The organism is Williamsia sp. Y844 (assembly GCF_056786475.1).
The window spans coordinates 270660-290716 of record NZ_JBXCJB010000002.1; the positions used below are offsets into that span (position 1 = coordinate 270660).

A 20057-nucleotide genomic window follows, 5' to 3' on the forward strand; every position below is an offset into this window, starting at 1 on the left:
CCCTGGATGCCGTTATTAAGCAAAGTAGGGTGGAAAATGATTGATGCGAAGATGAGTCCGACTGACGAGATGGAATACGAATCGGTTCCCGGAACACCCCCTATTCCGAGGACCGCAATAGTTCCTGCCGCCGGTTTGGGAACACGCTTTCTGCCCGCGACCAAAACGGTCCCGAAAGAGCTTCTGCCGGTCGTTGATACCCCGGGTATCGAGCTCGTGGCCGAAGAGGCCAAGGCTGCAGGCGCCGAACGCCTGCTGATCATCACCTCGCCCGGCAAGGACGGGGTCGTTGCCCACTTCGTCGAGGACCTCGTTCTCGAGCACACTCTGGAGTCGCGCGGCAAAGACAAGATGCTGGCGAAGGTCCGCAACGCGCCGTCGTTGCTGGAGGTCGCCTCGGTGATCCAGGAAAAGCCCCTCGGCCTCGGCCACGCGGTCGGCTGCGTCGAAGCACAACTCGACGACGATGAGGATGCAGTCGCGGTCCTGCTGCCCGACGACCTCGTGATGCCCTCCGGTGTGCTCGAAGTGATGGCGCGGACCCGCGCGCGGCGTGGCGGCACCGTGCTGTGCGCGATCGAGGTCCCCACCGACAAACTCAGCGCCTACGGCGTCTTCGATGTCGAGGAACTGCCCGACGCCATCAATCCGAATGTCATGAAGCTCAAGGGCATGGTCGAGAAGCCGAAGGCCGAAGATGCGCCATCGAACTACGCGGCTGCCGGTCGGTACATCCTCGACCGCGCCATCTTCGATGCCCTCCGTCGCATCAAGCCGGGTGCGGGCGGCGAATTGCAGCTGACCGACGCGATCGCACTGCTGATCGAAGAGGGCCACCCGGTCCACGTGGTCGTGCACCGCGGCACCCGTCACGATCTCGGTAACCCGGGCGGTTACCTGAAGGCTTCGGTTGATCTAGCCCTCGACCGCGACGACTACGGTCCCGAACTTCGGGAGTGGCTCGTTCAGCGCCTTGGTCTCTAAGGTCCGCCTGAGAATTTTCGACAACGCGCCCGAACTGCCGGGCCGGTGAACCGATTCGGCCGTCGAAACCCGCTAACGTCATGTCTTGCGTGTGCAGACTCCCCGTGCCGTACGGCTCACGTGGTCAGGGCGGGGTGAGAGGAGATGATCGGTGCGTTCGGTGGAGGATCAGCTGAGTCGGGTGACCGCTGCAGCGGTGGCACCTCGGCCGGTGCGGGTGGCGATCTCCGAATCGCAAGGTCTTCTCTGTGCCGAGGATGTGACGGCCGATCGGCCGCTTCCCGGTTTTGATCAGTCGGCCATCGACGGCTACGCGGTGCGCAGTGTCGATGTCGCCGAAGCCGGCAGTATCGCCGGCGACGACTCCGAGTCGCCGGGGGACCACGTGATCGTGGTCCTGCCGGTGGTCGGGGAGCTCAAGGCGGGTTCGCGTACGCCGACACGGCTGCAACCGCGGCAGGCGGTCCGAGTGGAAACGGGCGCGCCGCTGCCGACCCTCGCGGACGCTGTGGTCCCGCGTCGTTGGACCGACGGCGGTCTCCCGAAGGTGCGTGTCGGTCACGCGGTGCGCAGCGGCCAGTACGTCCGTCATGAGGGCGCTGACGTGCAGCCCGGTGATGTGGCTGTGCGGGCCGGGACGATCATCGGTCCGGCCCAGGTGGGATTGCTCGCCGCGGTCGGATGCGAGCGGGTTCTGGTTCACCCCCGGCCCCGGTTGTCGGTGATCTCGATCGGTGGCGAACTGGTCGACATCGATCGCACCGCAGGCGGCGGACAGGTCTATGACGTCAACAGCTATGCGATCGCGGCGGCCGCGCGCGATGCCGGTGCGGACGTGAACCGGGTCGGCATCGCCGACAGCGAACCGACGCAGCTGCGCGAAATCGTTGAAGGACAACTGATTCGGTCCGAGATCGTCGTCATCACCGGTCCGGTCGGCGGCGCTGCCTCGGAAACGATCAGGGAAGCCCTTGCCGAACTCGGCGAACTCGAGATCACCAGAATCGCGATGTACCCGGCGTCGGTCCAGGGTTTCGGACAACTCGGACGGGACGAGGTCCCGACGTTCCTGCTCCCGGCGAATCCGGTCAGCGCGTTGGTGGCCTTCGAGGTCATGGTGCGGCCGCTGATCCGGATCGCGATGGGCAAGCGTCAGCCGATGCGGCGGGTGGTGCGCGCGCGGACCGTGGGTGCGATCACGTCGGTCGAAGGTCGCCGCGGATATCTGCGAGGGCAGCTGATGCGCGACGAACAGACCGGTGAGTACCTCGCGCAGGTGATTTCCGCACCCGATGGCGGCTCGCATCTGCTGGCCGGGCTGGCCGAGGCGAATTGTTTGGTGATCATCGAACCCGAGGATGTGGAGTTGCGGCCCGGCGACGAGGTTGATGTGGCTTTCCTGGCTCAGCGCGGATAGGACTGCAACTGTGCGGTCCTGGACCAGAGGGGATACGTCGCGGCGAGGGTGGCCGGCAAAGTTGGGTCCGATCGGCGTTGCGGGTGGCACCGTCACGGTCCGGCCAGTCCGTCTGCGTGACGCGCGGGCGTGGAGTCGGTTGCGGATCGAGAATCAAAATTCGCTGATGCCGTGGGAACCCACCGGCACCGGATTGTGGTCGGCAAGGCACAACCCGGCGGCGTGGCCCGGATTGCACTCTGTGCTCCGGGCCGAAGCAAGAGCCGGGAACATGCTGCCGATGGTCATCGAGCTCAACGGCGAATATTGCGGACAACTCACGGTGGGCAACATTCAGCGCGGTGCGCTGCGCAACGCCTGGATCGGCTATTGGGTCGATGCTGCGGTCACCGGTCGGGGCGTGGCCACGGGCGCGCTGGCCCTTGGCGTCGACCATTGTTTCTCGACCGCGGGAATGCACCGGCTCGAAGCGACCGTTCAGCCCGACAATGCCGCGTCGCTCTCGGTGCTTCACAAAGTGGGGTTCCGCGACGAGGGGTTGCTCAAGCGCTATATGGATGTCAACGGGTCGTGGCGCGACCATATTCTCTTGGCGCTGACCATCGAAGAACTGCCCGGCGGTGCCGTCGAAACGCTTGTGCGCCAAGGTCGCGCAACGCGCTGAGCGTCGCCGGAGTAATGCTCTGGTCAGTCGAGGAAGTTGGATGTTTCCTGGCTGTAGGTCGACACGATGTGGCCACCTGAGAAGGTCTGGACGTCTTCGAGGGCGAATTGGGTCGGGTTGAACCTGGTGTCGAACGCGGGCCGGCCTGCACCGGTGACCACGGGGTACGTCTTGACCACCAGCACGTCGATCTGGGGGAGTAACTGGCCTGCGAGATTTCCGCCACCGGCCAGGTAGATGTCCAAGTCGGAGCCCTCGTGTTTGAGCATGTCGACAGTGTCGGCGGGATCGCCACGGATCACCGTGATCGCCGGATCGTCCACGCGTAGCTCCCGCGACACCACGTATTGGTCGAGGTGTGGATACGGGCTCGTGATGTTCTGGGCCAACGCCGGATCGTAGGTGCGACGACCCATGATGATGCTGCCGAATCTGGTCAGTGGTCTGTCAGCGATGCCTGCCTGCGCACGTACATGCCCTGGCAGAGCGTCTCCGAACTCGTCGAGCATCCACTGCATGTAGTCGTCGGAGATCGGATAGAAGTCCACCTCGTCGTTGGGTCCGGCGATATAGCCGTCGATCGAAATCCCGATGTAGTACACAAGCTTTGGCATACCCTCCACCTTCGATCGATTCGGTCTACCGCCGACGTTAATGGACTCGGCCCGTCCTAATCGACTGAATTTGAACGATGGTTAACACGAGCTGACCCAGGCGCTGCACGCCCTGTGCTCAGTCTCGACAAATCGAAGGGTTGTCGGCGCGTCTTCGCTGCTTGAACAGGCTATGGCCATAGCCTGGCTTGGAGCGCTTGTTACTGGTGTGACGAACGCGCACTCGACTGACTGGTCGAGCGAGGTTGCCGAAGGGAAGGAGCTGCCCATGCCGAACTCGCTGTTGTGGGTGTGTCTGGTGGCGATCTGGCTGTTTGTTTTGGTGCCGATGGTCGTGAAATCGCGGCCGACCGTGCGCAAGACATCTGATGCAGCGCTGGCAACGCGCGTGCTCCACCGCGGTGGCCGGACCATTGCGAAGACCAAACGACGCATGGCCTCTGGCCGGCACCCGCACGACGCCGAATGGGAACCGCCGGTTCGCGAATACCGCAAGGTTGTCGCGAAGGGTGGAACCGCCACGGCGGTCAAAGAAGCCGACGTTGATGTGGCCGAGGTTGACGAGGACGTTGACGTCGAGGCACCTGAGGTCGAGAAGACCCCGGTGATGAAAAAGGTTGCCGTCGAGGTCGATTCCGCCGCTGATGTTGTTGATGCCGAAGTCGAGGACGAAGCCGATACTGACATCGAGGCCGAAGCCGACGATGAGGCAGCGGTTGACGCTGAGGTTGTCGACGAGGCTGATGACATCGAGACCGCCGAAGCCGGTGCGGACGACTCCGTCGCCGAGGTCGAAGACGACATCGAGGCCGAGGTCGACGACGACTCCGAAGAAGCTGAACTCGAAGACAGCGAGCTCGACGAGGCTGACCTCGAAGAAGCTGAGTACGACGATGTCGATGACGAAGAGTTCGAGGACGACGCCGAATACGACGACCACGAAGAAGACGACGCCGACGAGGAAGTGGCCGAAGACAATTCGGCCCGCCGAGCCCGCCGCGGCGGCTTCGACCCAGAAGCCGATCGTGAACGCAGCGACAAGCGCTATCGGTTCCGTCAGCGTGTGATGGCCCTGCTGGGTGCCTTGGCTCTGGTCAGCATGCTCGCGGGCGTCATGGTCGGAACTGCCGGCTGGGTCGCGGCAGGCCTGTTGGTCGCCGGGCTCGTCGGCTACATGTCCTTCCTGCGTCGCGCAGTACGCAACGAGCAACGGATTTACCAGCAGCGGATGCGTCGTCTGGCCCGTGCCCGGCGTGAGGAAGAACAGCGTCGCGCCCACCCAGAAGTCGACCCCCGCGCCGACATCCCGGCACGCCTGCGCCGGCCCGGAGCGATTGTTCTGGAGATCGACGACGAAGACCCGATCTTCGATCACCTGCCCCGCTACGTGCCCGCTTCGCGCCTCGAAGACATCGACCGCGACCATTCGTACCGTCGGGTTGTGGGCCAGTAACGACCCAGTGTTAACCTGTTCAAGTTGCTCGCAAGGGCAACGAAGGGGCTATAGCGCAGTTGGTAGCGCGTCTCGTTCGCATCGAGAAGGTCAGGGGTTCGATTCCCCTTAGCTCCACTCTATTATCGCAGCTCAGAGACTATTTTTGCCTACTGACGTTAGTTTCCTTGTGGCTTAATGTCCGCAGTTTGTCCGCAGGAACTTCTGAGAAGGCCGATTTTTGGCATCTTGCCACCCCTCTGTACTCGTGAGAGTCATCGGAACAATTCGCTGCAGGGATCGATGTCTTGATCGCTTTTCGGCTGCTCAACACCGCCGAGGTTCGCGCAGTGCAGCCTGGGGGGGGGTCGCTGGTTGCTTCGGATCGTGCGGCGTGCGAGTCGAGTCGTGGCTTCGACCTTCTCGTGCTAGGTCCGAGAGGGTACAAGCTTTCTTGAACGCGCCTGTGTGGCGCACTGCAGTGGGGCAACACTGTCGGTGTGCCGACCGTTGCACGCCGAAGAAATCGGTCGGTGGTTGTGCGGCGACGGGTGTAGGCGTTCAAGCAGATTCTCCGCGGGTTCAGTACGCCCCGTATTTCAGCGCAGTGTTGGATAGTCCCTAAGCTCAGCAACATTCCGTTGCTTGTCGAATTGATACCCGCGGCTACGGGCCGCGTTGAACGAAAGACGCATGCATGAAGCGCATCATCTTTGCTCTCGCTGGCGTAGCCCTACTGCTGGCAGGTTGCTCCGATGGGGGAGACAGCACTGCCACGTCTGCGGCCGCGGATGACGACAGGATCCATAAGCCGGCGGATCAAGTCACTGTCGATGACGGTGTGAAGTTCCATCTCACCGGGTGGGGCACGTTCCGGCCCGCTGACTCCAACGTGGTTTACGTCGTGCTCTATGCAGAAGCCGAGAACACGGGCGAGGATACGGCCCAGTGGGATCCGATGGCGACGTTCACGCCCGAGGGCGAGAAGAGCGTGGACTACACCGTCCTGGAGGATATGCGGTCTGGTGTTGACGGGGTGTTCCGAAGCGGTGCCCGCGCTGAGCTCTCGTGGGGTTTTGCGATGCTTCCCGAGGTGCTGAAGTCGGGGACTTTTACGCTATTCGGTTCGGAGAACTGGTTCGGCGACTTCACGACCTTGCCTGACCTGACCCCCGAGATTCCGGAGTTGCGCGAGACGGTTGAAGCGTTCATGGCAGAAGGCCGAGCAATCGAATCAGCCGCCGCGACTGGCGAGACCGTTGACTACATGAAGATGATTCGGAAGTACGCAACAACGGAGTGCGCCACGGTATTTGAGGGTCTGTACGCGGCGTTCGGCGATGCAGAGCCAGAAGACACAGGGGCAGTGGAACTGCTGTCTGTCGCAGATGATGGCGCTGACGGCACCTCGGTGACCCGTGGGCGAAGTGGTGTGGATGAAACCCAGCACTGGATCCTTCAAGATGGAGCCTGGAAGTTCACCTGTGAAGGCATGTTCGCGGCCGATAACAATGCCGACTCCGAAGTCGTGGAGCCTGAGGTCGTGGAGCCCGAAGCGACCGCGGTCAAAGGAACATCTTGCAGTGACAACGGAGCGACGGCGAACAACAATAACCTGATCTGCATCCATGGCACGTGGGTGGGGGTGGCCTACCCGAACGTGTCCCCAGGTGATCCCTGCCCGATGGAAAGTACGGAAGGTCTAGATACCGACGGCAACCTGGTTTCATGTAAGCGCGGGGTGTGGAGCTAAGGGTATTGACAGAGCGGCGGACTCGGTTTGTGTTCGTTTGGTCGGTCGCGGTGATTCGTATCTGTCGATGCGTAGACGACTTGCTTGCCGGGCCGTCTAATCTGACTCGCGTGCCGGACTCCGCTGGATTTGAGCTCATTGCTGATATTTCCGACGATGGAGCGCAACAGAAGGAGGTCTACGCCCGGTTTGGCCTAGCCACGTACCAGGCGCAGGTCTTTGACCACGGACTCGTCAACCTCCTTGCCTTCGCGACCCGAGTCGAGTCCGATATACCGGTCGAAAGGATAGACGAGCTTTGGGACAAGTACTTTCGTAAGACCTCTGGGCAGCTTGTATCGAACGCCGAGAGCGAGAACCGCCTTGGCGCAGCTGATATCGATTTGTGTCGGAATGCCGTCAGTGAACGAAATAGGCTCGTACACCATTTCTTTCGTGATCACGCGGAGGGTTTCCTTACCGTACGTGGTCGGCAACGGATGGTCGACGGCGCGGACGAAATTCGGGACTTACTTCTCAGTGCGGATCAGGCGTGCGACCGCGTGCTCAAGAGGTTGCTTGCCCGGGCGGGTATCACCGAGGCGCACATTGAGAGCCAGTATCAACAGCTGCGGGATTCGATTGTCGATTGACTATCGCGGAGCGTCCTTTGCGACCTCTGGAGGTGTGCTGCCCCGAGGCGAACGAAGGTGAACATTGGGTGATTGACCTACACTGCGCGGATGGATTCGATCCCAGAAACGACCAAGGGGCATCCTGATGGCCTCAATTTCGATCACGACTTCTGGTTCGAGTGCGACTGCGGCAAACGGGTCAGGGTGGCTGCTGCCGCCTATGACCTGCAGTGCCAGAGCAACGCGCCGTACCCCAGGTGCCAGTGTGGAAACGAAATCGACATCGCCCAGGCGCATCCAGCAGTTCGTGACCCGGCCGACATCGACTTCATTGACAACGTTGTCGGCCAACACGTTTGGTACCACTCCAGCACATTTCAGGATTGGCCCTCCCGGACATACCTTGATGACACCGCCAAAATGATCACCAAAACACCGTTGACGTCTGCGCAGCAGGCGGAACAGCTCAGGTACAAGTGCTCACTGGCGCTGCATCTGGGTACCTATGCCGCAGCGGTCGAGAACATTCTGAGGCGCATGGCCTACCAGGATTCACCCGAGCACACGTATTGGCTGCACCAGGTGCAGCTTGATCTGAAGCCCGGAGACCTCGCCGCAGGCGTCGGGAAGGAACTGTCCGGCATGTTTGGAGATGTGTCGATGACCGAGCTCAGCGACCGTGCCGTCCGAGCTGTTCGGTATGTGAATGTCCAGGAAGCCGTTGGATCCATCTCGCTTGCGATCGACCCGCGAGTCATCGGCCGGGTGCGAACCGTAGAGCTACCGGTCGGTTTATCGAAGGTTCCTGGAGACGCGTTTGTCGAAGGGGCTGTCGTGACGGCGATTACCGATCTGGCTGCAGCCGAAGCGCTTCGACCAGATACTTCTGGTGTGCCGGCAGAACAGATCTTCGAATCGGAGTTGGATGCAATTCTGGCGGGCGTACGGCGCGAGGTTGACCCCGGTGCTCTCAAACTTGCTCAGCAGATGGACCGGTATCGTGATCGACGGGCCGAAGTGTGGTCCGCGCTTCAGACGGTGTTGGTTGACACTTACTTGGCGGAGGTGAATATACAAGTGCGCGAACGGTTCACCACCGTAGTCCCGACTGGTGGCGACCCCAGCGATTATCATGAGCGGTTTCGACAGATGGCCGGGCTGTTGGTGCGCCCGCAGGTGGTGGTCGAGCAGTTCGACAGGGAGCCGTGGCGTCATCCCCCTAATGCATAGAGCTACCGATCCAACCAGGCGCGTGGTCCGCGTGCCTCGCAGCGAGGAGACAGGTGCTCGGGGGCACCTCTCGCAGCGTAGTCAGAGTCGGTGGGGGCGGTGCTGCAATTAGTGAAGACTTCGGTCAACGTGTCGATCTCGAACTGTGGTTGGATGATTAGGTCACTTGTTTGGTGGACGGTGATGCTACGCCACATCGACGGCAGTAGGTCGCCCGTCGGCCTGCATGCGGTCATTGAATGAATGCGTGAGGTCACGAGCCGAGTCGCATCTGAGTATTCCGATTCAGCGTGTACACACGATCTGCAGGATTTGGGTAGTTGTATGACCGGCCGTTGGTAGCGACTCTGCTGCATCAGGCGCTTCGCAACGGGACGCCCCCAGTGCTGTTGCGAGCTGGCAAAACATTGCTGCCGGGGTTGTATAAGTTTGCATCTTGCGAGAGGTTCGGGCGTATGCGCTCGCCTTTGTGGCTTCTTCAGATACTGCCGGCCCGAACCGCATATCGCTCTAAAAGACTCAGCATCTTTTCGTCTCCGTATGGGTTGCAATCGCGTTCGGCACGGATGTACGGCTCGGCGGCAGCCCAGACGGCAATGAATCGTGACCGGAATTGCGCAAGGATGAGCTCTTCGCTGAGTACTCCCATTGCAATCTGCGCCGAGAGCATCTGGTAGAAGTACACCACATTGATAAACGCAGACCTCTCTACTTCGGGAAGCTTCGAGAAGCCTTGTGGCTCAATTGGAGTAGCAAGGTTCAATACGGTCGCATGGTCGTCATGGAACTTGGAAGACCGAAATTCGGCCATGACAGTCGCCATCGTCGGGATATGGTTCGCGTTCAGTGACAGACGCGTCTGTCGGATGGCAAAAATCGCAGACAGCCCGGCTGTGAGGACGGACAACGCCAAGGCGGCGACACTGATGGCAGTGGCGGACACGAGCAACTCCGTTCTTTGGGAAGCATTGGGGAATTGGTGTGAGTCCTAGTCGGTCACACGAAGGGCGCTAAGTTTGTTAGCGAGTTTTTCGATCTCTTGGTAGGTAGCGGGCGTAAGGCGCGCTCGTTCTCTCGCTATCCAGTCTTTGTAGACCTCCGTCGCCCGGATGATCCTGGATCCAATCGTACGATTTACGACGTCGAGATCCATGATCCCCATGTTGACGCCTGCGGCGAGGTACTCGAGGTATCCGAGATATGAAGTGAGTTCATGGAATTGAGGACTATCGATGACCATGGCCTTCGCTGCGAAAGATTTGTCCAGGTGGGTTTTGCTATACAACTCGTGCTGGCGCTGCATCGTTGTCGTGATGTAGTCGACGGTGGCTTGCTGTTGCTGTCGTCGACTTGCCTGTTTAGCCTCGCGCACCAAGCGTCCGAGGCCTGCGACTGCGACCAACAGTGTCATGATCTGCACGACTGCCAATGTGAGTTCCACCTTCGAAACATACGGCAACGGTTGCAATTCGGCGAGTCTAGCCAAACCTTAATTTTGAAAACGAAAGGTATTGTTGTGCAATCATTCTCGACGGTTTGATCGATTGATTCTCTGTTGCCTGGGCGTCTCGCTACGGTATGCGAATACCTCGATGACGTCCGACCATCGAAGTGCGCCGGAGATGAACATATGGATGCAACGAGGCGACGACTCAATCTGGCGCGCCTACGGCCTCAATGAAGGCGGGTGGCCGGCCAACGCAAGCAGGCGCCCCCGGAATAGTTGAAAAGGAGCGTCGTCAGTCGTCGATGGGTCGGTCCGGTATCCGAGACACATGTAGCGGGGTGCTATGCGAGCTGGAACACGCACTGAGCCCGTCCCATCCGGATACGATGACGTTCGCCCATAATGTCGCGTTCGGGCCCCTGGGCGTACCCAGGAGGCCGTCGCGTTGTATCGCAATTGCTCGCCACATGTGAATCTCGGCTGGGTCACGATCATTCGGACACCATCCGAACCCGGGGGAGCCTCGCGGACCTCGCACCCGACACATGAATGGCAGCACCCCGAACAATGACGACCGGGGGCGCGAATCATCTGCTGACCCACTCACTAGCGCCCAACCGACAAGCTCGCCCTCCGACTGCATACCCGCCACCGCGGGGCGACGGTTACGTAATACTCAAGCGATGGTATTTGGTGATCCCACAGCGGAGAGCAGTTTTCCTATTAGTCAGTTATTTGCCGCGGGGTCCGTCCCTAACGAAGCACTATCGGTTCCCGAACCTGATCTGCTGTACCACTACACCGATTCAGCTGCTCTGATAGGGATCATCGCGGCTGGGGGATGGCCGATCGAGTACCGGAACTCCCAGAAGATTTATGGGTCTGCCGCGAAGCTGTGGGCTTCGGATTCCCGTTATATGAACGACGAGCAGGAACTACTCTTCGGCGCGAAAGTGTTCTGCCGTTACCTACGTCAAGCGGCCAAGTCGCCCGATGTCGACGACGTGCTGGGGGGCGCATTCACTGCGGTCGCGGATGCTTTTGACTCTCAGTCGGTCTACAACTGGGAGTTTGGGTGCTTCGCAGTGTCGCTCAGTGCGGAGCCGGACTTGCTGTCGCAGTGGCGCGGATACGGCGGCGGCACCGGCGGATTCGCGATCGGCTTCACCTGGGACGCACTGGCCGGCCACACCTACGCTTTCCATCCCAAATCGACTGCTATGGGGACGACGCCGTTTCCAACCCAATTACGCAAAGTGGGGTACGGCGAAGCGGAGGCCGAGCGGCGAGCAGAACTCTTCGTGTTGTCCACGATCGCCCGCTGGCACTCCACCGGAGCTAACGCATTGATTAGGATGAACGATGCACCGCACCTGCAGTTTCTGGCGGGTGAGGTGTTCCGTGAAATCGCAACGGTCAAGGACGATTCGTTCGTTGAAGAGCAAGAGTGGCGGCTCTGGGCGATCAGTGAAGCGAGATATCCGGTGAACGTCCGTTCGGGACGTTCCGGATTGGTGCCCTACCTAGAGGTGGGTGTAAATGTACGGTTGGACGAGTCCCAGTGCACGCACCCCACCATCGGAGCGCTGGTCGTCGGCCCTCATTCCGGAAAGGATGGCCAGGTAGCAGCAGCCCGGGCGCTGTTAAAGATGCACGGACACGACCCCCATGTGGTTACTGGATCCCGTGTTCCATTCCGGAAATAGCCTGAGAGGACGACCCAAGGGCTGCCAAATAAGGGATGTCGTCAGTCAAGCCGAGATGGCGGGCCAAACGGAAGACAGTACGGGCCGGGCCGTCGTCGAGCCGATGAGACGCCGCGCGATACCCTCCAACGCCTTTGTGGCCTCCGCATTCGGGAGCCGATCAGCATAGTCTGCGAACACTTCATTGGCCGATCCGGCAGCGTCCTTCAGGGCCTGCTCGGCACGTGTCACCTTGTCCGGGCCACGGCGGAATGAGTCGTACGATTGTCCGATGAGTGACGGCGATGGTGCGAACCTCCCAGGCCTGGCCAAAATCCGCCGCGCCTTCGAAGTGCGAGACCAATTGCGGGACTTACTCGAAGAGCTTCTTACAGCGGATAGGAGTTATACGCGGCGCGACAACAACTCAGAGCGAACTTCTCGCACGGTGTGGGCTGAGTGGACCCTCGACGAGGTACCGGACTACACGCAGTCGTCGCTCCTCATGGGCGACATGATCCACAATCTCCGCGCAGCAATGGATCACGCGGTCTGGGCAGTCACTCCGGCACGAATCCAGGAGAACTGCCCGCGAGACGTAGTGTTCCCCCTCCACACGTCCGAGGAGGGATTCAAGAAGTGGATGCGGAAGCGAAAGGCTTGGTACGGGCCGGCCGTGGTCGAGGTGCTTGATTCCCAGCAGCCATACCATGCGGGCACCGCGAAGCTCCACCCTCTTCATATCCTTCAGTACCTCTCGAACACTGACAAGCACCAGCTACTCAATGTAGTTGCGAACAACGCCGTCGCGATGAGTGAGGTCCGTGTGTACCCACACCCGCCGGGCGGCGTTAAGTCGACAGTGCAGGAGGGCGTTGTCTCCGCCGGTGCTGTTCTGGCGAGGGCCGAGTTCGTTCGGCCGCTAGACAATAGCGAGGTCGACCTGGTGCCGACGTTCGCGTTCGAGCAAGTGTTTCGATACGTCGATCCGGCTCGCGATGAGCGGTGGCTACCACTTGGTGAGGCGATGAACGAGGTTTGCCCGGCCGTGGTCACCGCAGTCGGCTACATTGTCTCGGCGCATGAGAAGGACATTCAGGACGGGTGGATGCCGAAGGCGTGAGGTGTCACTGCGACGTTTCGCCGGTCGCGTTGCGGTCTCTGTCTCCTGACTCGGGAAGAGTTGCCGTGCCCGTCACCAGTGGCTCGATGGTGTCGTCGAGGACGAAGATCTCACAGGCGTACATACGTTTGTCGAGTGACAACCCACGCAACACCTGCGCTGCCCGCGACCGCCACTCGGGGACGTCAAGGCCATTTGACCAGCCGTCGTCGATCATCAGGTGTTTCTGAATTTCGACGTCGTCCCACCCCACGGGGGCCTTGACCTCGATGATCTTGACGGGCTGTGTCTCGTCGACGACTATCGGGCCCGTTGGGTTGGGCGGAAGGAAGCTCTCGACCATCGCAAGCGGCGGTGACACCCCGACCCTGATGCGGTCGGCGTGAGCGGCCAGTGCGTGCCCGTAGCGGTGGCGGTCGATCCGCGCCAATTCGTCGAGCCACCACAGCACGTTACCGAAGTGGTTCGGCCGGGGGTTGAACGGCTGGACGACCCGCAGCAGATCAAAGCTGTTGTCTGAGAGTGCTTTCAACTTTCCTCGGAAGTCTCTGGTGTCGTACTTCGCGGCGTCGGTGAGAGTCGGGAACATCAGCGACCGCTCATTCGGTGGCGGGTTCTGGCCACTGTCGCGCACCGCCATGAAATAGACCGCGCCGTCGAGAGCCGCTCTGAGTTCGTACAGCCACTCGCCGAATAACGTGCTTAGCCGAACCGGCATCTGCTCGAAGGTCTCGACGGCAACGATTCGATGGTCGTCGTCGCGCCCCGGTTTCAATACGAACCGACGCGGATCCTGGTCGATGTACTCGTTCCATAGCGACCCGATCGTGGAGCGAATCTCGGCGGCTTGGGCTACGCGGTCTCGGCAGACTTCTAGGGAGTGGTTAGCGTTCATCGTCACCGCCGAACTGTACCGACCCGCTCGGATGGTTCGCCCGAAACGTCATGTCGGCCTATCGTGAGATTCGTCGTCTTACCAATGCCGTGAAAGTTCGTCCCGACATGTCAGTGTTGCGAGGCATACTCGCGCTTATGGGAGATACCTGGACAGGCCGAGACCTGCCTGTATTGCGTGCAGTTATCGAGATATACGACCAAACCGGTGATCCAGCGCAGCCAACCCAACTTGCGAGAGCCTGTGGGTTCGATCTCGATACGGTGAAACGCGCGGTGCGCGCCCTCGGTCGAGAACCGTATTTCGATGTGGAAACGGACTATGACGGGGGTGTCTATGTCGCTGGCCCGCCGACCGGTGACGCCCTGAGGGTTGCCGGGCAGTGGCCGTTACCCGAGGTGCAACTGGAGCGCCTGATCTCCGCGCTACAGGCCATAGCAGACGACGACTCGCGACCAGATGATGAACGTAGCCGTTTCCGCCAGGTCGCGCTATTGCTGGGTGGAGCGGCATCGCAGATCGCGATCGGAGCACTGGGCGGTGCTGGCGGAAACATGCTTTCTAGCTAGGGGTCGGTCCCACGAGCCGGTGTCCCGTGGTCGCCACAGTGACGTTCCCTGGCTGGGGACACGCAACCCGATTTGGAATGCGCACGAGGTATGCAACGGCCGCCTTGGCGATTCGGTGCCGTCGCAGTAAAACGGACAGGCCTCGTTGCATTCGATCTCACGGCGGCAGTACACGAAGCGGAATACGGTGCAGGCTCTCTCATGCTCGGAACCAGTCTCATCGGCTATCTGAACGGCCTGTGACGTTTTGAACGACGTCGATCCAATTTTCTGGGTAGTCAAGGTGTCGTCGGGCTACATCTAGCGCACCTGAATAATAACTGGGCACGGCTCTGTAGCGACGACGCGGCAATCCTGGAGTTGGGAGCGAGCATCGCTTTCACGATCTGGGTGCCTGTATCGCCACCGCTGTCGCTATCGAGTTGGTGGTGTTGGGTGGGCGACGGTACGAGGGGGTGCTTTCGGGCGGGTGACTCGTTGTCCGCAGTTTGTCCGCAGAATCTCCGAGACCGGCCGTCAACCGCCAATGCCGAAAACGCCCCCAACTGCGACGATTCCAACTCTCAACACCAACCAACGCCTGCAAACGTCCAGTTGATCGCGTTCGCATCGAGAAGGTCAGGGGTTCGATTCCCCTTAGCTCCACTCTATATCCGCAGGTCAGAGGCTATTTTTGCCTACTGGTGTTAGTTTGCCTTGTGGCTTATTGTCCGCAGTTTGTCCGCAGGAATTTGTGAGAAGGTCGATTTTCGGCTTTTTGTCGCCCCCTCTGTACTCGTGGGAATCATCGGAAAATTTTGCTGCGGGGATCGATGTCTTGAACGCATCTCGGCTGCTCAACACCGCCGAGGTTCGCGCCGTGCGGCCTGCGGGAGTCGCTGGTTGTTTCGGATGGTGCGGCGCGAGCGTCGAGTCGCGGCTTCGACCTTCTCGTGCCTAGTCCGAGAGGGTACGAGCTCCCTCGAGCACTGTCGGCGACGCCGATCTTTGCACGCCGAGGAATGCGGTCGGTGGTTGTGCAGCGACGGTGTAGGCGCTCAAGCAGTCTCCGCGGGTTCAGTACGTCCGGTTCTTCTGCGCAGTGTTGGATAGTCCCCAAAGCTCAGCAACACTCCGTTGCTTGTCGAATTGATACCCGCGGCTGAGGCCGCGTTGAACGAAAGACGCAATCAACGCGGTGGTGCGCGACACCGGCTACCTCTACGACGCTCACACCATCACTACGACCACAAAGGATGCCCACCAATGACTTACCCCCGAGGTGATACGTAAATAGACCGCCGGCGACCCGGCTACCTCACAGAAGGCCTTGCAGCCCCCGTCTCCCACCTCTACGACGCTCCTCGCCCGGGACCGTCTGTCCGTCAATCCGGCTTTTGCCGATCGCGACAGAGGAGGCCGCCGCCAGAGTGGTCACGCTGGTAGCTGGCGGTCCGGCGGGCCGAGTCGACGTCATCTGTGGACCGGAGCAGTTGACTACTCGGCGATCTTCGGCATCGGCTCCCTCGACAGCACCATCATGCAGACACTGGCGTGGATCCCCCGTTCTCGGCGTCCATCATGCCGATCCGGATCGCCACCGGTGATGCATCGACGTTCCAGATCATCGGCACCGTCGTCTTGATGATCGGCCGATCGCCTCGGCCCACTTGACCCGGGCAACGGTGCGCAAGATGTTGCGCTGGTAGATCGGGGCTGCGAATCAGGTGACCAGCGCGCAGGTGCCGGATACCTTCGGCGCCTGGACGAAGTGTCCGGGCGCCACCGGTCGTTGGTGCCGCTGCGCGTACAGGGAAGGCCCTTTGAGTCGCTCGCCTACGGTGAGAACTGGTCCCGGTGTAGGTTTCGGGAAAGAGACTCTTGAGCGGTTCCTGCCGCGAAGTACAGCTGACCAGTCCACTCCAAGCTCCGAAATAGACAAAGGCTTCGGTGCATACCGACTATCACAGCGATCGCACGTGCTGATCAACGGTCAGGATCCTCAAAGACCCCTGCTACAACCAGACCTCGAACCGTGAACCCGATTGAGATTTGAACTGCCTCGCCTACTTTCCAATGTGCGGCGCGCAAGTATCTTGGTGGGCAATAAATATCCGGAAAGCGTTCCGCCCGTACGAAGCCGTATCCAGAGGTTCGTGCAATTAGCTTGCCTTCAATGCGGAGTGGCGTTTCCCCATGAGAGGCAACAAACCAGACTCTCTCTCGGTCAGAGATGCTCATCTGGCGTCGTCGCGAGCGATCATAGAGCTTGGTTGCCTCGGCGATCTGCCCATCGAGGCATAGCATTCCACCCAACACGGCAAGATACTTAGTATCATCCAAACCGACATTCATCGCCAGATTCATCACCCCTAGAATTTCTGCGGTGGGTGCGCCGTTACGGTACAGGGCCATTCCGCATTCTGCAGAAATTCGTGGATCTTCCGGATGTATTTCCACCCCCTGCATTAATACATCAACCGCTTCAGCGTACCTACTGGTGCTGGTAAGTAGCGAACCAAGAAGGTATCTTGAAATAGCGCTATTCGGTGACTCGCTGAGAGCCTTGCGCAAAGCGGCTTCTCTAGCACTGTCGTTTCTTAGGTAGGCTTCAATCTTAGAAGATTGTATATAGAGACTCTCTCGATCTCGAACCTTCTTAAGTCCATCAAAGACAACCTCCTGCGCCTTAGCTACATACAGTACGGACTCGTCAGCAGTACCCGCACCCTGTTTAGCCCAAGACAAATATAGATCTGCAAGCGACGCATAACCGAAATCGTCTCTTGGCGCCATATTTATCGTGCCTGAAAATGCTTCCTCCGCTTGTGCCAGGCGACGCCTTGTGAGTTCTTCGACCTGACCTGGAGCGACCGCGATATCTTTTAAAATAGTTCCGCGAGTGTGATGTAGGATCCTGGCGCGTGGTGCCATTTCTATCGCTTGGTCAATCTGGCCCAAGGCTAAATCAAAACGACCCTCGCGACGTAGCATACGTGCAAAATGTTGTTTAACATACGCATTCCTGGGATCCTTTCGAACTGCGCCTTCGAAAAACCGTATTCTCTGTTCAAGGCCCCGTATGCTATCGATAGCTTCATCATCTCGCGTGAATTTTTCGAACGCCCTACGATCAACCGCAAACGTCAGATTAAGGTTATCGAGGGCGCGGAGGAAGATTGACTCGCGCACTCCAGGTTCAAGGCATCGTCGCCAGACGATATCAGCTATTACGTGGTGCCTTGTACGTGCGGCATATATTTGCATCGATTCGTCAACGTCGTCAAAAATAACGACACCTTCGGTTTCGCTAGCTATTTCCCTGTATAATTCAGCCAAATTTGTATCTAATACCGCAGCGCAAACAGAATCGCGTACCATCGCCCTTTGGCGGGAGAATGTGGCCGCTAAGGCGTAGAGATCTCGACCCTTCTCGGACTGGATATTGAGATACTCATCTTCAACGATAGCATCGAAAGCGCGACCCTCGGTAGCCTCTCGCATTGTTACGAGTAGCTCTTTCTGATTGCGCTCCCGAATCGCCGTGAATCTGAGATTATCGCTCAGGTGTTTCAGGACCCCCAAGGAGTTGGAAAACTCCAACCTATCGAGCAATCTCAGTATCTCGTCATCAGAAAGCGGTTCCAAAGCGTGCTCTTCAGGGTTGAAGGCAACGCGTCGTTGCCGCCATTCATTTAAACGCTCAGCGAGCATAAAAAAACCGTTAACGTCGAGCTGCTTTAGCAGAAGCATTGCCCTTCCCAGCTCATCTGCGACGTCCGCAGCATTGTCGACGAAGAATATGACAGGTTGCAAAGGAAGATTCCGCACCGCGAACTCTATGTCTCCCTCTGATACTTTTGCGCCTGGCTTGAGGTACAGTGCGGATCCTCCGGTGTTAGCCTTAGCAAACCATGCAGTTATCGCCATAAGGAGCGTGGTCTGGCCGTACCCCGCTGGACCCAGAATGATGTGAGCCTGCGGGCGGGCGACTGACGCGGGGTCCGTTGCGTGCTCCACAAGAATCTCAACGAGGGGCTTTTCAAGGTCGCGCTCAAAATTTATCCCTTCACCAACCAGCGCCCAGTTCGGTAGGTTTCCCTGAAGAAACTGCGTCGTGTTCGGTTCGGCACCGAAGTCCGCTTGATTTACGTACTCCCAGGAGTTTAGTAGCCGAAGTAATGCTGCGGGATTTTCCTCGAAAACCTTCTCGAGATCACTCGGTACTCGTTTCGACATATCCGTAATTTTGTACGGTGCCGCCTGGTCATCACCAAAGAGTGACGTTGTGACCGCGCGGAAGTCTTCAAGATAACCATCTAGAGAATGGACACCCTGGCTCTGCAGAATTTCTCGATCAAGAATGCTCGTCGAGGGAACTATCCTATATGCTTTTGGTGGCTCGGATGGAGCGAAGAGCGCACGCAATTCGTTAGTGACTTCCCTCCAGTTTGAATCGCTGTTGCCGTACCCGAAATAGAGAATTGGCGTGGTAGCATAAGAATACCGGAACTGCTCGAAGAGCATTCGTCGCTTTTCGCGAAATGTTACGTAATCCTGTTCAGTAAGAAGGATTGCGTCTCGCGCATCTTTTGAGGCCAAGCTGCCGTGCAGATGGTAGATAGGAAGCTCGAAGTTTGGGTCAAAACTGACAATTTCGGAGTCAATTCCAATACTGACTGGATTCTGTACCGAATCGGGATTAAGCTCATAGCAGCGCTCTAGAACTGAGTCATAATTCGTCGTAAAAATTGCTCGCCAGGGACGCGACACTAACCATCTCAGATGGTCGTCTGGCTCAAGACCGGACAACGTTTGATCGATAAATCTTACAAGTTCTTCCCGCCCGCGTCTGATCTCCGCAACCTGAGCTACCTTAGCGAGATCCAAGTCGCCGCCAGTGTCAATCTGAAATCGCGCTGCTATCGATTCGGCGAGCTTGCTCGCGTCTGGCGCCGTGTTTCCGTCTTTGTCGCGCGCGTGGTAGCCAGCACCCGCTCCAATAAAGAGGACGCAGTTCCCTGACTCAAGCGCTGTTCGCAAACCTAGGGGCAGGTCCATACGAACTCCCATCTGTAGATTCTGACGACGTTACTGTGTACGTCGCGAAAAAATGTCCACCTACCTGGGATGTCTGTCGGCCAGCCAGTCGCGAACCGAAAACTTCGCTGGATGCGGCTTCATCGCCGGAGCGCCCGGGCGTACACGGTGCTCTCGACCACCGGCGGTCCCTGATCTGTCCAAGATTCGCGTTACCTACGGAGCGCGGTGACGCATCGGACCTCAGAGGCCAGGGGACGTCCAGGCGAGCGCACCGCGAGGCTCTCGCCATGGAACTCGTAGTCGATACCTTCGTGGCGCGTGGGCGGTTCTCCCCTGGGATTTGGCCTCGGCGTCGGAACAGGCTGAAACGCACCTGTGGTGCTCTGTCGGATCCCATTTGCATTCTTCGATGGTCATGATAGCTCCAGTGGTACAACGGCAATATCGACTGCTGTCAACTGCCTCGCCCTAGTCCCGGCAGGTGCGCGTGCGACAGGGCCGCGGCAAGCCGCAAGACCTCATTCTTCTGTCTGGGTAGCCTGATCCACTTTCTGGCTTCTCGCAGATCAGTATTCTCGCTCGCCGTCGCTCTAGGCGCGATGGCGGCC

The 20057-nt window shown here is 59.3% G+C and carries 15 protein-coding genes and 1 tRNA gene; 11 read left to right on the forward strand and 5 right to left on the reverse strand.

Features of this window, described 5'->3' with window-relative positions; translation table 11 throughout:
* Nucleotides 1-36 precede the first annotated feature (36 nt).
* From AC1TQG_RS13630 to AC1TQG_RS13640, 3 genes are all read left to right on the forward strand, one after another.
* The gene (locus AC1TQG_RS13630) at nt 37-984 is read left to right on the forward strand and encodes a UTP--glucose-1-phosphate uridylyltransferase (protein ID WP_482137685.1); all 948 of its coding nucleotides are present in this window, start codon (nt 37-39) and stop codon (nt 982-984) included.
* A gap of 151 nt (nt 985-1135) precedes the next feature.
* The gene (gene glp, locus AC1TQG_RS13635; protein ID WP_482137687.1) at nt 1136-2401 is read left to right on the forward strand and encodes a molybdotransferase-like divisome protein Glp; all 1266 of its coding nucleotides are present in this window, start codon (nt 1136-1138) and stop codon (nt 2399-2401) included.
* Nucleotides 2402-2462: 61 nt separating this feature from the next.
* Nucleotides 2463-3065, forward strand: a complete 603-nt coding sequence (locus tag AC1TQG_RS13640) for a GNAT family N-acetyltransferase (protein ID WP_482137689.1) — start codon at nt 2463-2465, stop codon at nt 3063-3065.
* A 23-nt stretch (nt 3066-3088) separates the two neighbouring features.
* On the opposite strand, the gene AC1TQG_RS13645 is transcribed toward AC1TQG_RS13640, so the two are convergent.
* The gene (locus AC1TQG_RS13645; RefSeq protein WP_482137690.1) at nt 3089-3679 is read right to left on the reverse strand and encodes a dihydrofolate reductase family protein; all 591 of its coding nucleotides are present in this window, start codon (nt 3677-3679) and stop codon (nt 3089-3091) included.
* Nucleotides 3680-3947: 268 nt separating this feature from the next.
* Here AC1TQG_RS13645 and sepX point away from each other — a divergent pair, with 268 nt between their 5' ends.
* The 5 genes from sepX (at nt 3948) to AC1TQG_RS13670 (ending at nt 8708) form a co-directional block, all read left to right on the forward strand.
* Nucleotides 3948-5132 carry a divisome protein SepX/GlpR gene (sepX, locus tag AC1TQG_RS13650; protein WP_482137692.1) on the forward strand — a complete coding sequence of 395 codons (1185 nt, stop codon included), beginning with the start codon at nt 3948-3950 and terminating at the stop codon, nt 5130-5132.
* 44 nt (nt 5133-5176) lie between these two features.
* A tRNA-Ala gene (locus tag AC1TQG_RS13655) sits at nt 5177-5249 on the forward strand.
* 559 nt (nt 5250-5808) lie between these two features.
* Entirely contained in the window at nt 5809-6864 is a 1056-nt protein-coding gene (locus tag AC1TQG_RS13660) for a hypothetical protein (protein WP_482137694.1), read from the forward strand.
* A gap of 110 nt (nt 6865-6974) precedes the next feature.
* Nucleotides 6975-7496 carry a hypothetical protein gene (locus tag AC1TQG_RS13665; protein WP_482137695.1) on the forward strand — a complete coding sequence of 174 codons (522 nt, stop codon included), beginning with the start codon at nt 6975-6977 and terminating at the stop codon, nt 7494-7496.
* Between the two features lie 90 nt (nt 7497-7586).
* Nucleotides 7587-8708: a hypothetical protein gene (locus AC1TQG_RS13670; protein WP_482137697.1), complete on the forward strand. Its 1122-nt coding sequence runs from the start codon at nt 7587-7589 to the stop codon at nt 8706-8708.
* Between the two features lie 478 nt (nt 8709-9186).
* On the opposite strand, the gene AC1TQG_RS13675 is transcribed toward AC1TQG_RS13670, so the two are convergent.
* Together AC1TQG_RS13675 and AC1TQG_RS13680 are read right to left on the reverse strand one after the other, a co-directional pair.
* Nucleotides 9187-9651 (reverse strand): DUF4760 domain-containing protein, encoded by a 465-nt coding sequence (locus AC1TQG_RS13675; protein WP_482137699.1) that lies wholly within the window; start codon nt 9649-9651, stop codon nt 9187-9189.
* A gap of 45 nt (nt 9652-9696) precedes the next feature.
* On the reverse strand, nt 9697-10149 hold the full coding sequence (locus tag AC1TQG_RS13680) for a DUF4760 domain-containing protein (protein ID WP_482137701.1): 453 nt from the start codon (nt 10147-10149) through the stop codon (nt 9697-9699).
* Between the two features lie 689 nt (nt 10150-10838).
* Here AC1TQG_RS13680 and AC1TQG_RS13685 point away from each other — a divergent pair.
* Nucleotides 10839-11861 carry a DUF2971 domain-containing protein gene (locus tag AC1TQG_RS13685; RefSeq protein ID WP_482137703.1) on the forward strand — a complete coding sequence of 341 codons (1023 nt, stop codon included), beginning with the start codon at nt 10839-10841 and terminating at the stop codon, nt 11859-11861.
* Between the two features lie 271 nt (nt 11862-12132).
* Nucleotides 12133-12963 (forward strand): hypothetical protein, encoded by an 831-nt coding sequence (locus AC1TQG_RS13690; RefSeq protein ID WP_482137705.1) that lies wholly within the window; start codon nt 12133-12135, stop codon nt 12961-12963.
* 4 nt (nt 12964-12967) lie between these two features.
* Here AC1TQG_RS13690 and AC1TQG_RS13695 read toward each other — a convergent pair whose 3' ends face one another.
* Entirely contained in the window at nt 12968-13864 is an 897-nt protein-coding gene (locus AC1TQG_RS13695) for a hypothetical protein (RefSeq protein WP_482137707.1), read from the reverse strand.
* A gap of 44 nt (nt 13865-13908) precedes the next feature.
* Here AC1TQG_RS13695 and AC1TQG_RS13700 point away from each other — a divergent pair, with 44 nt between their 5' ends.
* Nucleotides 13909-14427, forward strand: coding sequence for a hypothetical protein (locus AC1TQG_RS13700; RefSeq protein WP_482137709.1), 519 nt, complete (start codon nt 13909-13911; stop codon nt 14425-14427).
* Nucleotides 14428-16392: 1965 nt separating this feature from the next.
* On the opposite strand, the gene AC1TQG_RS13705 is transcribed toward AC1TQG_RS13700, so the two are convergent.
* A complete protein-coding gene (locus AC1TQG_RS13705; protein ID WP_482137711.1) occupies nt 16393-19479 on the reverse strand; it encodes a P-loop NTPase in 3087 nt (1028 codons plus the stop codon).
* Between the last annotated feature and the right edge of the window lie 578 nt (nt 19480-20057).

What these genes read in the sequence shown, in the direction of transcription:
- AC1TQG_RS13630 (WP_482137685.1), top strand. Translation starts at nt 37, where the DNA reads ATGATTGATGCGAAGATGAGTCCGACTGACGAGATGGAATACGAATCG.
- AC1TQG_RS13645 (WP_482137690.1), bottom strand. Translation starts at nt 3,679, where the DNA reads ATGCCAAAGCTTGTGTACTACATCGGGATTTCGATCGACGGCTATATC.
- AC1TQG_RS13660 (WP_482137694.1), top strand. Translation starts at nt 5,809, where the DNA reads ATGAAGCGCATCATCTTTGCTCTCGCTGGCGTAGCCCTACTGCTGGCA.
- AC1TQG_RS13690 (WP_482137705.1), top strand. Translation starts at nt 12,133, where the DNA reads ATGAGTGACGGCGATGGTGCGAACCTCCCAGGCCTGGCCAAAATCCGC.
- AC1TQG_RS13700 (WP_482137709.1), top strand. Translation starts at nt 13,909, where the DNA reads ATGTCGGCCTATCGTGAGATTCGTCGTCTTACCAATGCCGTGAAAGTT.
- AC1TQG_RS13685 (WP_482137703.1), top strand. Translation starts at nt 10,839, where the DNA reads ATGGTATTTGGTGATCCCACAGCGGAGAGCAGTTTTCCTATTAGTCAG.
- sepX (WP_482137692.1), top strand. Translation starts at nt 3,948, where the DNA reads ATGCCGAACTCGCTGTTGTGGGTGTGTCTGGTGGCGATCTGGCTGTTT.
- AC1TQG_RS13670 (WP_482137697.1), top strand. Translation starts at nt 7,587, where the DNA reads ATGGATTCGATCCCAGAAACGACCAAGGGGCATCCTGATGGCCTCAAT.
- AC1TQG_RS13705 (WP_482137711.1), bottom strand. Translation starts at nt 19,479, where the DNA reads ATGGGAGTTCGTATGGACCTGCCCCTAGGTTTGCGAACAGCGCTTGAG.